This is a genomic window from Nitrospira sp. T9 (assembly GCF_052156535.1).
Taxonomy (GTDB): domain Bacteria; phylum Nitrospirota; class Nitrospiria; order Nitrospirales; family UBA8639; genus Nitrospira_E.
This window is the reverse complement of record NZ_JBQKUP010000042.1, coordinates 103,629-119,129: the sequence shown is the minus strand read 5'-3', so window position 1 is coordinate 119,129 and position 15,501 is coordinate 103,629. Positions and strand designations below refer to the sequence as shown.

Here is a 15,501-nt window from a genome sequence, read left to right as displayed (position 1 = left end):
TTTGCACAAGGATGCCATGATGTACTCCCACTGTACTTCAAGAGGTTCTCGTAGACTCTTTCCTTACCTGACATGGTTAATCATGCTCTTGAGTCTGAGCACGGTTGGTTGTCAGAGTGTCTATTATGATGCGATGGAAAAAATCGGCTACCACAAACGCGACCTGATGGTCAGTGATGTGGAAAAAGCTCGGGATGCCCAACAGGAAGCCAAAGAACAATTCAAATCGGCGCTTGACCGGTTTACCAAAACCCTCAATATCGAGGGGGGTGAGTTACAGGAAAAATACGACGTCCTGAATGCGGAATACGAAAAGAGCGAGGCCAAAGCCCAAGCGGTTCGGAATCGCATCGCGTCCGTGGAAGATGTCTCTGAGGCCTTATTCGATGAATGGGAGGCTGAACTGAAAGAATATTCCAGCGCCGCCTTGCGCAAAAACAGCCAAAAGCAACTCACACAAACACGCACCCAATATGCTCAATTGATCAAAGCCATGAAACGGGCGGAAACAAAAATGGATCCGGTATTGGCTAAATTCAAAGACCAAGTCCTCTTTCTGAAACACAACCTGAATGCAGAAACAATCGCGTCATTAAAGAGTGAATTGGTTTCGGTGGAAGGCAATATCGCCGCCCTCATTAAGGAATTGAACGCCTCCATTAAGGAAGCCGATTCATTCATCGCCTCAATGGAAAAAGATAAGACGTAACCATTTGGCTATTGGCCGACTCAACGTGTCACTCGCACTGCCCACCAAAAGGTAGGCGAGTAACGCATACAGTGGTTCATCACAAGGAGGGTCTTCGTTGGGCATCATTTCCTGGATCGTATTCGGCCTTATGGCAGGGGTCCTGGCAAAGATCATCATGCCGGGAAAGGACCCTGGTGGAATGTTCATCACCATCCTGATTGGGATTTCCGGCGCCATGGTGGGAGGACTGATCAGCACCTACATTGGCTATGGCGAGGTCACCGGGTTTAATCTGCCAAGTTTTGGCATCGCCGTTGGCGGATCTTTTCTGCTCCTTTTTGCCTACCGAATGATCAAAGGATAACAAATTAACCCCACACCACTAATCTTCAACTTCCGTTCCTCTCTGTGTGTCCCCAGCCTTGCCCGTTCCCGATCGTATCAAACAAGCCCACATGGGGAGTGATAATAAAGATGTTCAAGGGCAAATTTGCCCAGGATTAGATGACTCATCAAAAGCTCCGGGTCGGTTCAAAAAAGCATGCCCTGAGTCTTCCCGAAGGGTCCGTCCAGCAAGGCCGCAACCGTTTTTCCGCGCGGAGCGTACGCTGTGAGCACGGGAAAATGGCGAGAACGCCGCTGGCGGCTTTTTTCAACAGACCCACATGGGGACTTCTGTCATTCCGAAACGGTTCCCGTTTCTCTCGCATTAGGAAATCCCCAATCAGGTATCCCGATAAAAATTCCATTCCTTTATTTAAGGCATAAAGTTGACTAAACTCTTAGGTAATAGCCGTTATATGGCATGGGAGTCTTAACGGATCCTACAGAACATAAGACTTTTCCCTCTTTCATGGGAGTCACTGATATGTTCGTCTCCCAGAGTTCCACGCCTGCAGTCTGGTCCAAGGGTGGGACGCTCTTTTCAGCTGGCGGGCCTTGTTTGAGCGGAGCGAGTTGGCTCGCCCTCCTAAAGGATGGCGTCCCTCCGCTTCCCATGAGACCAGACTGGGCGTCAATGGTTTTGGGCCCTTTTGCCAAAACAAAAGGGCCTCGCCTGCCGGGGCGAAACCCGGCAATACAGAAAAGCACGATGTCAGAATGATTTGGTGACACAAGTGCGATACGTTCACATACCAAAATTTTTTGACTGACAAACATCAAGATGGATTTCCGCTACCATTAATTAAGCTTTAAGACCAGAACCATGTATTCTGTATGATCTGTTTGAACTCCAATAACAAAAAAGATCTCGTCGGTTTCCGGCAATAGGATTTCCCCTCTTCCATGACTTCCAATACCCCCCAACAAGACACGCCTCCGTCGGCAACGCCGCCACATTCAAGAAAAATCTTAAAATGGTTCGTCTGGTTAGTCATGGGCATACTGGCCCTTCTTCTCTGTGCGGGTCTGTTACTGACCTACTGGTTTCCTTCAGACATGGTCCGGCAAGAGCTGGAAATTCGGCTCTCCGAGCTTCTTCAAGGAACGGCCAGAATCCAATCCCTTTCGTTTAATCTGCTGACCGGCCTTCGAGTCAGTCAATTGGAATTGACCAAGCCGGGCCAAATCCCACTCACACTCGAACACCTGACATTGGATTACAGCCTTTTTGGACTGCTGAAGGGCACCTTCACCATCAACGAAATCTCCATCGATCAGGCAGACATAGTACTCAATCTGCCTGAACTCACGAAGGGAGCACCGGAACCACCTCCCCCACCCACTTCCGAACCCGCAACCCTTCCGACTCTTCCTGTCTCGATTGATCTGGAAACCCTTAAAATTATCGAGAGCAATATCCAGCTTGTGGTGTCGCCCGACCTCACGGTGAACCTCTCCGATCTGAATCTCCAGAGTTCGGGGGCCATTTCATCGGATGATGCACACCTCAGCGGCACGCTGCAGGTTAAGCAGGTCGCGGTGGCGCTTCAAGGGAAACACATTCAACTGCCCTTGGTCGTGAAGTTTGACACCGCAATTCATCTTCCGACTCAACATCTTGACCTGAAACAGCTCACCATTGAATCGGATCCGGCCCTTCGTCTCACACTTGCCGGAACCATCAACGAATTCTTAACCCAAAAAGCTGTGAATCTTTCTCTTGCCGATACGGATCTTGACCTCGGAAAAATTATGGCCCTCGCCAAAGATTTTATACCGCCCGAATTTGCCACGGCTTCAGTTGGGGGAAATCTGTCTCCCTCATTCACCCTCGCCGGCTCACTTCCCGACTCCGGATTTGAGGGGACCATCCACGCGGGATTAGACGGAAAAAATGTCGAAGTGCATCTACCAGGCCACGCCCTGACCGTGGGACCGACAAATCTGGCATTCGCTGCCAAAAGACTGCAGATCAAGGAGAACCTCCCGTTGACGGGAAACGTCTCGGCGAAATTTTCTATTCATGAATTGACGTTTCAAGCCTATGGAATCCAAAACTTTGGTTTGAGTCTCCAGAGCGGTTATCAGGCCTCAGGCCCATTTTCGGGAAACCTGCAGGTCTCCGGCACCACGGCATTACCCGGCGATTTACTTGGCACACCATTCACTCTTCCTTTTGCCGTGACCCTCGATACCAGTGGCAATCATCACACCCGTCACATAGAGGTAAAGCATCTGAACGCAGACCTTAGCCCTTATGCGACCTTACAGATGAACGGCGCGATACAACCTCATCCTGCCCCGAAGGAAGGCATGAATGCCTCGCTGAAACTTCGTCTGTCCCCAAAAATAAGCGCCCTACTCTCTCTCATCCCCAAAGACCTGCTTCAAGGACTCGTTCTCCAAAAAGGGTCAGAACCGGATAACTTTGTGCTGCACGCCACCGGAGCTCTTCATCCGGATTTCCGTCCCGAATGGGCAAAAGCGACGGCGGCGCTTAAGCTGTCCTCTCTTCAAGCTCAATTGAAACCCTTCGGCGCAGAAGGCACCCTGGACCAACTTACTTTCCTGCTTTCTTCCGGCTATCAGGAAACCAATGGTGCGATTCAGGGAACGGTCGGATTTGCGTCAAATTTCTCTGACCTCCATGCGGCTGATATGGTGACAATCGGGACCAGCCATGTGATCCTGAAATCTAACTTTCAAGGCCATCTCTCTCCGACCTATCAACCCACGAACCTTCGCTCCGAAGACCAGCTCCAGGTCACGCTCGGCAACCTGACCTACCAGGATCCATCCCTGAGGGCCACCCTTCCTTCAATCAGACTGACATTAAAAACCAAGGAAGATGTGATCAAACAGGATTATTTACTGGAGAGCCTCCGACTGACCAGCGAAGAAATATTAGATTTGGGGATGAAAGCCCGGTATCAGCAGGCGAACCAACAATTTGACGTAGATCTGCAGCTACCCCTTCTCCATGTCGGCAACCTTCTCCCGCATCTATCGGGACCGCTCATGAAGGGAGTAGATGAAATCAATCCAAAAGGACGGATCAGCCTGATTCTGCGGACAGCGGGTAGGGTCCCCACGGAAGATGATCTCAAAAAATTGACCCTTCCGTTGGGAGTCAACGGAAAACTCACGATGCGGGACCTTGAGGGAGCCGTCTCGGGATATCGGGTTCAGGGAGGCAACGGCACCATCACGGTGGCCTATTCCCCACAAGCGGCACCTCAAACCCAACTCACGACTGATGTCACGCTCAATCGTATTCACCTGCCGGAAACCCTCCCGATCAGGGAATTAGCCAACACTTCTATGCACGTGAACCTATCGTCTCCTGATCTTAATGAGGTCCAGATTGATCCGATCCATGTGACATCAACGGGAGTCGACCTTTCCATTAAGAGCACGGTGGTGGGCTTGCGTGAGCTGTTGTCCTCCACCTCGCCACGTGGCACCCAATTGGCAAAACTCTTTGCCCAACTGCACACCCGCCTGGCTCTGGATGTGGAAACCTTTCAAGAAGCGCTCCAACCTTTGGGGATTCAGGGAAACGGCAAGGCCCTGGTCACCCTGTCCATGCTGAAAAAAGAACAAGGGAGTCTGGACGCCTCTGTGGAGATCGGGTCCGAAACTCTCTCCTTGACGCGGGATGGCACGGAACTCCGCGATATGAACGGTGGATTACAGCTCAGAAAATCACTGGACTGGAAACCGGATGGACTCCCGTCTCCGCCGAAAAAGCCTTTTCAACCATCCGACCGTATTGCCCAGCTCAAATCGTTTTCCCGGAAAGGGCAGACCCTCACCATTGATCGGCTTCAGCTCGGGCCATTCACAGTCGAAAACCTTTCGACGAATTTGGCGTTTGAGCAACAATCCCTGAAAATGCAAAATCTCGCCATGAATGTGTTGGGTGGAGGGATTGGGGGAAATGTCATCATCGCCGCCGAACATCCCCTGCGTCTATCGGCGGAATTTGAAATAGCGAATCTCGATGCCAACCGCCTCATTCAGACAGAATCTAAAATCATCGGGGATAGCAACATCGCCGCCACCATTGGACTCACAACCCTATTGCAGGAAACCACGGGAGCCGTGGATTTGAGCCGGTTAGAATGCAATCTGCACATTACGCACATCGGAAACGAAGCGCTGGATCGTCTCCTCGTGTTCCTGGACCCGGAAGGGAGCAAACCGACGATCTCCAATGTTCGTGCGCAACTAAAGTTCGCGAATCCCTCGCGGGTCATGGTGGAAATAGCCAGAGGCCAATTTAACCTGACGATCCACTTCCAAGGCAGCCTGATCCCTACCTTTAGACTGGAGCGCATCCCGATCGCCAAAATGAAAAACATCGAAAAACTCACCGCCGCCATTCCCAACTGGGAAGATCTGGCCAAGGTGCTGGAATTAATCGGAGCCGAAACCTATTCCTTCACCCCAGAAGGGGAGATCGTGCTTCAGTAAGGAATCTGAACTGGAAAAACCTAGGAAGCGAATGTGATCGATTATTGTCATGCTGAGCTGAAGGCGAAGCATCTGGCTAAGCCAAGGCCCGGCTGAGCTGGGCACAGATCCTTCGTCCGACTCAAGATGACAACGCGGAGGGCGGAAGGCGGGATGCACGGCCGAGTTACCTTCTGCCTGGTTCATTTTTTTTGGTTGTCATGCTGAGCTGAAGGCGAAGCATCTCGCTATGCCATGGGCCGGGTGAGCTGGGCACAGATCCTTCGCTTCACTCAGGATGACAAGATTGAGGGAGGGATGGCCGATCAACGCCCATTTCAGGCGCATTCCTTGCTTGGTTGTCATGCTGAGCAGCGCGAAGCATCTGGCTAAGCCATGGCCCGGTTAAGCTGGGCACAGATCCTTCGCTTCACTCAGGATGACAAAGCGGAGAGGCCAAACCAGCAGATGAAACAATACTATGTGTATATCATGACAAACCAATCCGGCACTTTATATACCGGGGTCACCAATGATCTCACTCGTCGAATCTATGAACACAGGCAGGGACAAGGCAGTCATTTCACATCGAGGTACCGCATCACACGATTATTGTACTTTGAAGAAACGCGGGATATTCATGCGGCACTCAATCGGGAGAAACAGCTCAAAGGTTGGACACGCGCGAAGAAGCTGGAATTGATTAACACTACCAACCCCAAATGGGTGGATCTTTCTGCAGATTGGTAAATGTCATAGGTTGTCATGCTGAGCAGCACGAAGCATCTGGCCAAGCCATAGGCCGGGTGAGCTGGGCCCAGATCCTTCGCTTCACTCAGGATGACAAAGCCGAGGGCGGGATGCACGGCCGAGTTACCTTTTCCTCGTTCATTGTTTGTTGTCATGCTGAGCAGGGCAAAGCATCTGGCTAGGCCAGGGCCGGATTGGGCTGGGCTCAGATTCTTCGCTTCGCTCAGAATAACAAAATTGAGGGAGGGAGGGACGATCAACGCCCATTTCAGCCTTATGTATTTTTGTGGTTGTCATGCTGAGCTGAAGGCGAAGCATCTCGCCAAGCCATGGCCCGGTGGAGCTGGCTGATCCTTCGCTTTACCCAGGATGACATGAATCCGGTTCTAGATGACCATTTGGAGATTTTTCTTCAGCAGCTTTCCGGAATTTGATAAGATAAACCAGACCCTACCCTCTTAAGGAGCCGATGAGTTATGTCCTACCCCCGATTATCGCCTCACACAAATATGTACACGTTCTTTTCGCATCCTATGTCCTTGGTCATGATGACCCTCCTTCCGGCCTTCCTGACAGCGTGCGGCGGTCCTTTAGTCGGGGTGACCGTGGTTGACGAACGGACGGCCCTGGAAAACCAGGTGCTTGGCACGTATCAGGAACTCAATCAGCAGGTCATGCTGGTGGCGTCCGTTCGCTATATCGATCCGAAGGGAAAATTGAAACAGACCCAGGAACTTCCCCCGGGGAAAAAGGACGTTGTGCGTGCCCTCCAACGAGTGTCTTTCAACAAAGATGATCTCAATCGCTATAAATCATTGGGAATCATCGGAGAAAACAATGAAGGCGGTGTCACCCTCCTGGAGCCGAAAAAAGTCCAACCTGACGATCGAGCGTTTGTTGAGAATTTGATTAAGGAGGAGAATGAAGATCGCCTCGCGATCATGGGCCGGATTGTTGAAACCAACGAGACTCTGACACCTTCTGAATTACCACGGGTCTACAAAATGTTTGCCGCACTCAATCGGGATAAAGCACTCAAGGGAGAACGAATCCAATTGGACAATGGGACATGGACTCAAAAAGACGCCACACCCTAGCTCAAGACTCCATGTGGCGAGGTCATCTTCTTTCTCTCCCTCCGCACGAGGCTCGAAAGAGCACATCAGGAAGAAGAGAGTGCAAATCATTTCATTTTCACCGAGCCCTATCCGGCTTAATCGCCTTCACCGGCCTGATCGGATTTCTGTGCTCTTCCCTACCCGCTTTCGCTACGACACCTGAACGCCTGACCACTCACCCGGCGCTGGATTATCAACCGTCTATCTCCATGGATGGACAAACGCTTGCATTCGTTTCGACTCGTTCAGGAAATTCGGACATCTGGGTCCAAACCCTCAAGAGTGCCGCCCTCACACTTCCCCGACAAATGACCACTCACCCGGCCAGCGATCAGGAACCGGCCTTGAACCGGGATGGGACCCGACTCTTGTATGTGTCGCATAAGTCCGATCCCCGTGGCGATGTGTACCTCCTGGATCTGATTACCCGTGAGGAGCGACGATTGACGGATTTAACCAGCGGGGATGAGTCTCCTCAGTGGGATCAAGAAGAACAAGGATTTTTCTATCTCAAAAGTGATCCGCTTCACAACACCTCGGCCATCTACCGGAAATCTTTCTCAAACCAGTCGGAAGAATTGGTCGTGGCCCAAGCCACCAGCTTTTCCGTGAATGGTCAGGGACAGCTCCTATATTCCACTGGTGCCCATTTGACCTTATTGAATCTTCAGGACAACAGCTCCACCTCCTTCGACCAGGACAGCCATGCTCTTGATCTCTGGCCTGCCTTGGACCACAACCCCTCTGGCCTCACCACGACTCGTCACCTGGTGTTTACCCGATATGACCGGGACACCAACAATGACGGGCTGGTTGATACCGATGATGAATCGTCCATTTGGATGAGACTCTGGGGTCCGCAGCAGGCTGAACTCCAAACGATCTATCGGATCACTCCGGCGCACCAATTTCATATTTACCCTGCCGTGTCCGGGGATTTTCTCTATTACTCCGATCTAAAAGCCGGAGATATTTTCCGGATGGACATCCCCGCGTTTCTCAGGGATTACGTCGACCTCGATCACGCCAAATCGTTGGCCGCCTCCTATCAGGATCACGGGCAGCTGGATCTCGCGCTCCTGGTTCTGGGAAACATTTCTCACAATCTGTTGGCACAACAACCACCTGACGCACGAGCAGAATTTGACTTTTCCCTTGCCGAAGCACAGACACAGGAAGGAAATTTTCCTGCGGCCCGCGAATCGTTGGAGCCCTACACCCGCCAACCGGGACGGACCGGCGCGTTGGCCCGGATCTATACCATCGTCTTGCGGGTCCAGGAGCAGGCACAGGGCATCAGCTCTGCGGCAAGACGACGGTTAGTCGCCACAGGCGCATCTGATCTACTCACCATCGGGCAGGAGCACCGGGACATGGATGAGGTGTACGGTCAAGCCCTCATTGAAGCCGGACGGCTTTACCTCTTTGCGGACGATCCCCTGACCGCCTTGGAGTACCTCGTCAAAGTCGAAGATCTGCACAACAAAGAGATTCGAGCCAAGGGTCTTTTCACCAGAGGGGAAGCCTATCGGATTCTGGGAGACGCCCCCAATGTGATCCGCGTGTTCGTGGATGTCATTCATTTATTTGGCGAGCGTTCCTCCTGGGGCAAACGTGCTATCCAAAAGGTCGTCACACTCTCCCAACAGGGCGAAACGGAACGCGAGCGCTTGACCGCCTTAAACAGAATCATCCCCCAGCATCCTGACCTTCCCGTCCTGATCGCTACGGCCCGTTTAACCATCGCCGATCTGTATCACGAACAGGGAGAACAACTGTCCGCTCTAGAAACTCTGGATTTCGTCATCCCGGTTCCCGACCTTCCCAACGAACTCGTCATCCAGGCCTATCGAAAAAAGGCCGAAATCCTTTCAGAATCGGAACGGTACCAGGAAGCGGCGGATACCTATGCGGCCTTGAGTCAATTTACCGGGGAAAATCAGAATGAGCTCGAGGGAACCAAAAATCTTCTCATTTTACAATTGGTGAAAAAAGCCCTGAAGGACCGGAAGATCGGGGAGACCCGCATCGCCGCCAAATCGCTGAAACAGCTCATCGAGCGATATCCCGAATCCGTGGAAGCCCATCGGGCGTATATTGAAACCAAAGTCATGCTCAAAGAGACGGCGGAGGTCCAGGCCTGGTATACCACCTTAGTTAAGACCCATCCCGATCACGCGGTCTATCAGTATGGACAGGCCCTGGCATTGTCCTATGCCGAACCGCCCGACCTCCCGGTAGTGATCCGCCTCCTCCAACGAGCCATGAAAAAGGATCCCGCCCTGGGCTATGTCCATCAAACCCTGGGATGGGCCTACGAGCAAACCGAACGGACGTCCGGCAAGCAAGGTTACCTTGAGAAGGCCGAGCAGGAGTATCGCATCGCGTTGGAGCTCAACGATGCCGGTCGCTTTCCCGACGTAGAATCCCAACTGCTGTTGAATTTAGGAAACACCTATCTGGCGCTCTCGAATGCCCGCGAAGCCTATCGACACTACCGGCAGCGTGAGGAGCAATTCACTCCGTCAGGCGAATCTATCACCGAAATGCTCTATCGCAAAAACTATGGAGAAGCCTGTTTTAAAGCAGGACGCACCGAGGAATCGTTGGTGCAATACCAGTTGGCCTTACGGAACGTCCCTCCCGAGCAGTCAAGCCTGCAAGCCGAAATCCTGGAACGGATAGGATTGTCCCATCAGGACATCGGCCAATATGCCAAAGCCATTGAGGCGTTCTCCCGAGCCTTAGTCCTCAACCGTGAGTTAGGGCAGGAACACAATGTCACATTGCTCCAGCGAAATATCGGGGTCAACCTGTTTAACCTGAGCCGCGCCAGCGAAACGGGTGGACGCGAGGAACTCAAACAGGCGTTGGGCAGTTACTTTACCAGCCTGGACCACCTCACCACCGGCGGCGGTAAAACTCTTTCCAAGGGACCGGGATTGTTCAATGTGAATGTGGCCCTCAATGAAGGGGGGTCTCAGGCGGCCAGCGGGTTCGATCGAATGGGCGAACAAAAGCTCATGTTCAGTTATATCGCCAGCACGTATGAGCAATTAGACGAACCTGATCCGGCTCGAGATTTTTATCGCAAAAAACTCGCGCTCCTCAATCAGGGAGCATCGGCTGCGCAGGATGCGGCAACTCTGACAGAAAAAGCCATTGTCCTGAATCGGCTGGGAGTGCTTTCCCACCAATTAGATGAACCTGAGCAGGCGATGGAGTCCTTTCGTCAATCCTTGAATTACACCCGGACGTTGAATATCCCGTTCGGGACAAGCGTCAACATTTATAACTTGTCGACATTGGCCGTCGAAAGCCTCTTACAAGGCCACACCCCGGACCACAGCCTTGTGGAGGCCATCACCTCGGGCATTCAGGATCTCCAACAACGAAACTATGAAGACCGCAATCTATTTTTCACCCTCACCAACACCGCCATGCTCCTGTCCCTTCTTCCCGACCCATCGCCGGACCAGCGCCTCAAGCCGGCCGATGCCGTCCAACGCATGCATGAGCAGTTCACAACCAGGACGCTTCCGTGGTCGTATTACCAAAAGGCCGACTCCCTCCTGAACAAGCCGGCCCTCTTTTCAGATTCAGAACGACTTCCCGCTCAATTCCTGGTGAAGTTGAATCAGGCCGAACTGGCACGCACATCGGATCAGCCTCAGGTCTATCACAACATTCAGGACGACTTACTTAAACTGGTGGAAGACCGGCAATCGCCTAATAGCTGGTTGTGGTATCTATCTCAAGCCGAAGCAACCGCTGATCCCCTTAGGCACGAGGAGCTTCTCACCCAATCCGTTGAGGCCGTCCTTCGTTTCCCCGCGCAAACCGACCCTCCCACGGGACAGACCAATACCTGGCCCGCATATGAACGTCTGATTCAGCTCTCGGTTGATCAATTGATTCAAGCAGGCCGGCCCGACGACGCCTTTACCGTGGCGGAGCAACTGAGCCTTCGACAATTGACCAGCGCCGTCTATGAAGAACTGGGAGAAAAAATCTTCCTCAAAGGCTTGGGAGACTATGAACCGGAGTTACACTCGTTACTCGGGGAACTCCGGCAGGCCAGAAATCACGGGAACGTCGCGGCCATTGAGGAACTGGCTCCTGCCCTTCAGGACACGCTCTATGCCCTGTTTGAAGAATATCCCTGGGCCACCGCCTCCTTCTGGGCGTATCCTCCGACCAGGGACCTCATATTTTTGGGAGTGGACGCGCAACACCCCTACCTGAAAATTCTCAAAGGCATGCAAGGCTATCATGGCTTTGTGCATGATGGGGACACGCTCCATTACAGCCCGCTGGTGGTCACCGAAAAAGGGATCACGGGGGATGAGGAATTTCACAAGCGGCTCAAACAATCCGCCTCCGCCTATGTGGCGATGCCGCAGGAACTGGAATCCACCCTCCCTTCCCTGACGCTCGATCAGAAACCGCTCACGTGGGTCAGCAACTTTTATGATTTTCTGAATGGCTTTCATCAGCGCAGCCTCTTTTTTTCTCACATCACCACCCCAAGCACGTTTCTCCCTTCCACGCCTCCCAGTGCAGGGGAAATTCCATTTGTCCTCCAGCAATTTAGCGGGGTTGAGACGCACGATCATCCGCTGGCCAGCCACACCAACATTGCCGCGTTTCTAAAAAAACCGGAGACGTTCGCCTTTGAAGTGCAGGAAGCGCAAAATGTTCGGGAATTTGTCTCCGTGCTTGATTTTGCCGGCAGTCAACACCATTCAATCCTGCTCTTCGGCGGTGTTCCGTCCTCATCGCCTTCTCCATGGGTGCTGATCTCCTCGCTCCTGCGGGCAGGATTTCCTCATGTCATCGTGAGCCGGACGCCGCTCGATTCCCCAATCGCCACCAGGTTTCTGAATCAATACCTCACGCATCTCAATACGCTTCCTCCCGATGAAGCCGTCATGGCCGCGTCAAAGGATCTGTGGGGATCGGACGCGGGAAAATACCCCTTCCGCCACTACGGATTTGCCGGCATGGGACCGGACGAACGCCAGGAATATGCCGCCTCCATCTATGACCAGGAAGTGGCGGAAGCCATTCACGCATTTGAGACCAAAGACTTTCCCGCCTCTTTACGGCATATCGAGCATGCACTCGCCCTTATCGAGCATGCCAAAAAACGACAGGATTTCAAAGAACTCACCACCCTGGCCGTCGAAACCGCATTTGAAGTCACCGATTATGAAAAGGGCCTGTTCTTTCAACAGAAACTTCTGGATGCGCTCACGCCGGAGACTCCGGCCAACGAACGGGCTGAGGCGGAATATCGCCTGGGCATCCTGCATTCCCGTCTCGAACATTTTGGCCCCGCCGTGCAACATCTCGAACAGGCCAACCAGATCTGGGAACAAGGCGAACAGCTTGATCGGCTCGCGGAAGGAATGGCGACATTGGGAATTGTCCGTGAAAATATGGGGGCCTATACGGAAGCCCTGGACCAATTCAACCAGTCGTTTTCCCTGTATCAGGAAATCGGGGAAATGGGGCACACTGCGTTTCAATACCGTCGAATCGGTCGTATTTATTACCTTCGATTGGGCCGGTATGAAAAAGCCCGTGAAAACTTTCTGGCCGCGCTCAAGCTCTATCAGGAACAAGGCGATCCCCAGGGAGAAGCCGAAGCGCTGTACGAAGTGGGTTTGACCTATGAAAAAGTCGGCCTGTTCGACCAGGCCGCGGAACGCTATCACCAGGCCCTTGCCATTGCGAAAGAATTGGGTGACCCCAAGCTCCTCACGACGGCCGATCTCTACCTCGCCAATGTGGCCTGGTTCCAGGGGAACTATCAAGCGGCCTTTCAACTCTTAACCCAGGCCGACAAAAAAGCCGAACAGGCCAATGATCCGCAATTACGCATTATGGTGAAAAATACCCGCGGGTTGATTTACTGGACACTGAACGACACCGACAAAGGACTCGTCCATTTACACGACGCGGTCACGCTCAGCCGGTCTTCCAATATTCAAACCGAGTTAGCCTCCTCGCTGAACAATCTTGGCTTGATCTACCGGCAACGGGGCGACCATGCCACCGCGCTGGACTATTTTCAACAGGCGAAAACGCTTGACGAATCCCTCAAGAGCCAATGGGGATTGGGCTACGATCATCGGAATATCGGCATCTCCCTACTAGCCATGGGCCAGTTAGAAGAGGCCGAAGGGCATTTCATCAAAGCCGAGCAGATCAGCGCCGAGATCAACAATGTCATCAATTGGGTCAAGGCCTTATTAGAACTGGGCAATGTCAATAAAGCGCTGCTGCAACCCGAACAGGCCCTTGGCTATTATGAGCGGGCGCATGAGATCTCCCAGCGATACGGCATCAAGGAAGTGGAATGGCGGGCCGCAGCTGGCAAAGCCACACTGTTGCGGGAGGAAGGAAAACTCCCGGACGCCCTGACCTGGTTTACCAAAGGGGTCGAAGTGGTGGAAGGCATGCGGGCCGCGCTAAAAATCGATGAACTCCGCAATAGTTTCCAAACGAACAAACTGGATCTGTACCGGGACATCATTACCCTGCTCATCACCATGAACCGGACCGATGACGCCTTTAATTTTCTCGAACGCTCCCGGTCCCGAAGTTTTATCGATCTGTTGGGCAATCAAAAACTCGAATTCAAAAACCAGGGAGACCAGGAAACCTGGACCAAAATCAACAGGCTGGCTTCCACGGTGGATTCACTCAAATCGGAAATGGGATCGTATGAGGAGCCTCCTGCCGATCTCCAGGAACGGTATCGCAATACGAAGGCTCTGTATGAAGAAGCCATCCTGGAGGTCAAACAGGAGAATCCGGCCCTCAGCAGTTTTGTTGCTGTGGATCCGCTCAATCTGGAAGGGGTCCAACAGCTCCTGGCGCCTCGGGTGGGACTGCTCACCTACTTTTTGACAAAAGACCAGCTCTATCTGTGGCTCATGACCAAAGAACGGACCATTTTTAAAACGGTTTCAGCGAAGGAGGAAGACCTCACCCGCCTGGTGACCCGCTACCGGCAACTCGTTCAGCATCTGGAACCGGTTGATGATGAATTACAGAAACTCTATGGATCTCTGATTCAACCGGTTGAAGCCGACATCACAAACCTGGAGTATTTGGGAATTATTCCCGATGGACCGTTACACTTTCTCTCCTTTGCCGCACTCAAACACGGTCCGGCCTATCTGGTGGATGAGATTCCGCTCTTTTACGCACCCTCGGCTAGTGTCTTTCAATTCACCTTTGCCAAACGGCAGGCCGTGAAAAATGACAAAGTCCTTGCGATCGGAAATCCCGATTTGGGAAATTTCAATTACGATCTCCCACTGGCCGAATTGGAGGCCCAAAGCATCAAATGGAATTATCCCAATATGGATATTCTCACCGGAACCAAAGCCACGAAAGAATGGGTGGTGAAGAATATCTCCCGATATGGCATCATCCATTTAGCGGCCCACGGGGAATTTGATGAGGGCAATCCGCTCTTGTCTTCACTCTGGCTGGCTTCAGAAAACCCCGAAAACCGCCGACTGACCGTCAAGGAGATTTTCAGTTTGGAATTGAACGCGGACCTGGTGACGTTAAGCGCCTGCCAAACGGGCCTGGGCAAATTGGAGGCCGGAGAGCTCATCGGCCTGAACCGCGCATTTGTCTATGCCGGCACACATGCCCTGGTGTCCGCCCTGTGGCGGGTGGATGATCTCTCTACCTCGGTGCTGATGAAACATTTTTACCGGAATTATGTGACGGCGAATAAAGCCAAAAGTTTGCGGCAAGCGCAACTCATCGTCAAAAAAGACTTCCCTCATCCGTCTTATTGGGCCGGGTTTAGTTTAATCGGAGACTATCAATAATGGGTGTGTTGAAAAAACCCGCCAGCGGCGTTCTCGCCCCTTTGTCATGCTCACGTACTCCCATGTACGTTCCGCGTGCCAAAGAGGCTGCGGCCTTTCCTTCGAGGGGCCTCAGGACAGGACTGGACGGCCTTTTTGAACACCCCTTCATTAGGTCACTTGATATATGAATGATATCGCAATGATTAAAACTCGTGAGAATTTTGAATAATCACGCCCTAGTCTCAAGCTGAAAGGGGGCCTC

At 52.5% G+C, this 15,501-nt stretch carries 6 protein-coding genes; all 6 read left to right on the top strand.

Annotated features, from left to right (window positions below; genetic code table 11):
- Positions 1-82 precede the first annotated feature (82 nt).
- The 6 genes from ACTRXD_RS19955 to ACTRXD_RS19930 all read left to right on the top strand — a co-directional run bounded on the left by ACTRXD_RS19955 (position 83) and on the right by ACTRXD_RS19930 (position 15,257).
- A complete protein-coding gene (locus ACTRXD_RS19955) occupies positions 83-709 on the top strand; it encodes a DUF2959 domain-containing protein (protein ID WP_442433538.1) in 627 nt (208 codons plus the stop codon).
- 97 nt (positions 710-806) lie between these two features.
- A complete protein-coding gene (locus ACTRXD_RS19950; RefSeq protein ID WP_442433537.1) occupies positions 807-1,055 on the top strand; it encodes a GlsB/YeaQ/YmgE family stress response membrane protein in 249 nt (82 codons plus the stop codon).
- A gap of 923 nt (positions 1,056-1,978) precedes the next feature.
- Positions 1,979-5,551 (top strand): hypothetical protein, encoded by a 3,573-nt coding sequence (locus ACTRXD_RS19945; protein ID WP_442433536.1) that lies wholly within the window; start codon positions 1,979-1,981, stop codon positions 5,549-5,551.
- Between the two features lie 375 nt (positions 5,552-5,926).
- Positions 5,927-6,280 (top strand): GIY-YIG nuclease family protein, encoded by a 354-nt coding sequence (locus ACTRXD_RS19940; RefSeq protein WP_442433535.1) that lies wholly within the window; start codon positions 5,927-5,929, stop codon positions 6,278-6,280.
- 476 nt (positions 6,281-6,756) lie between these two features.
- The gene (locus tag ACTRXD_RS19935) at positions 6,757-7,377 is read left to right on the top strand and encodes a DUF1318 domain-containing protein (protein ID WP_442433534.1); all 621 of its coding nucleotides are present in this window, start codon (positions 6,757-6,759) and stop codon (positions 7,375-7,377) included.
- Positions 7,350-15,257, top strand: coding sequence for a CHAT domain-containing protein (locus ACTRXD_RS19930; protein ID WP_442433533.1), 7,908 nt, complete (start codon positions 7,350-7,352; stop codon positions 15,255-15,257). Before ACTRXD_RS19935 ends, ACTRXD_RS19930 begins: the two co-directional genes overlap by 28 nt.
- Positions 15,258-15,501: the final 244 nt, after the last annotated feature.

Coding starts and splice junctions, on each gene's coding strand:
- ACTRXD_RS19940 (WP_442433535.1), top strand. CDS start 5,927: ATGGCCCGGTTAAGCTGGGCACAGATCCTTCGCTTCACTCAGGATGAC.
- ACTRXD_RS19945 (WP_442433536.1), top strand. CDS start 1,979: ATGACTTCCAATACCCCCCAACAAGACACGCCTCCGTCGGCAACGCCG.
- ACTRXD_RS19955 (WP_442433538.1), top strand. CDS start 83: ATGCTCTTGAGTCTGAGCACGGTTGGTTGTCAGAGTGTCTATTATGAT.
- ACTRXD_RS19935 (WP_442433534.1), top strand. CDS start 6,757: ATGTCCTACCCCCGATTATCGCCTCACACAAATATGTACACGTTCTTT.
- ACTRXD_RS19930 (WP_442433533.1), top strand. CDS start 7,350: ATGGACTCAAAAAGACGCCACACCCTAGCTCAAGACTCCATGTGGCGA.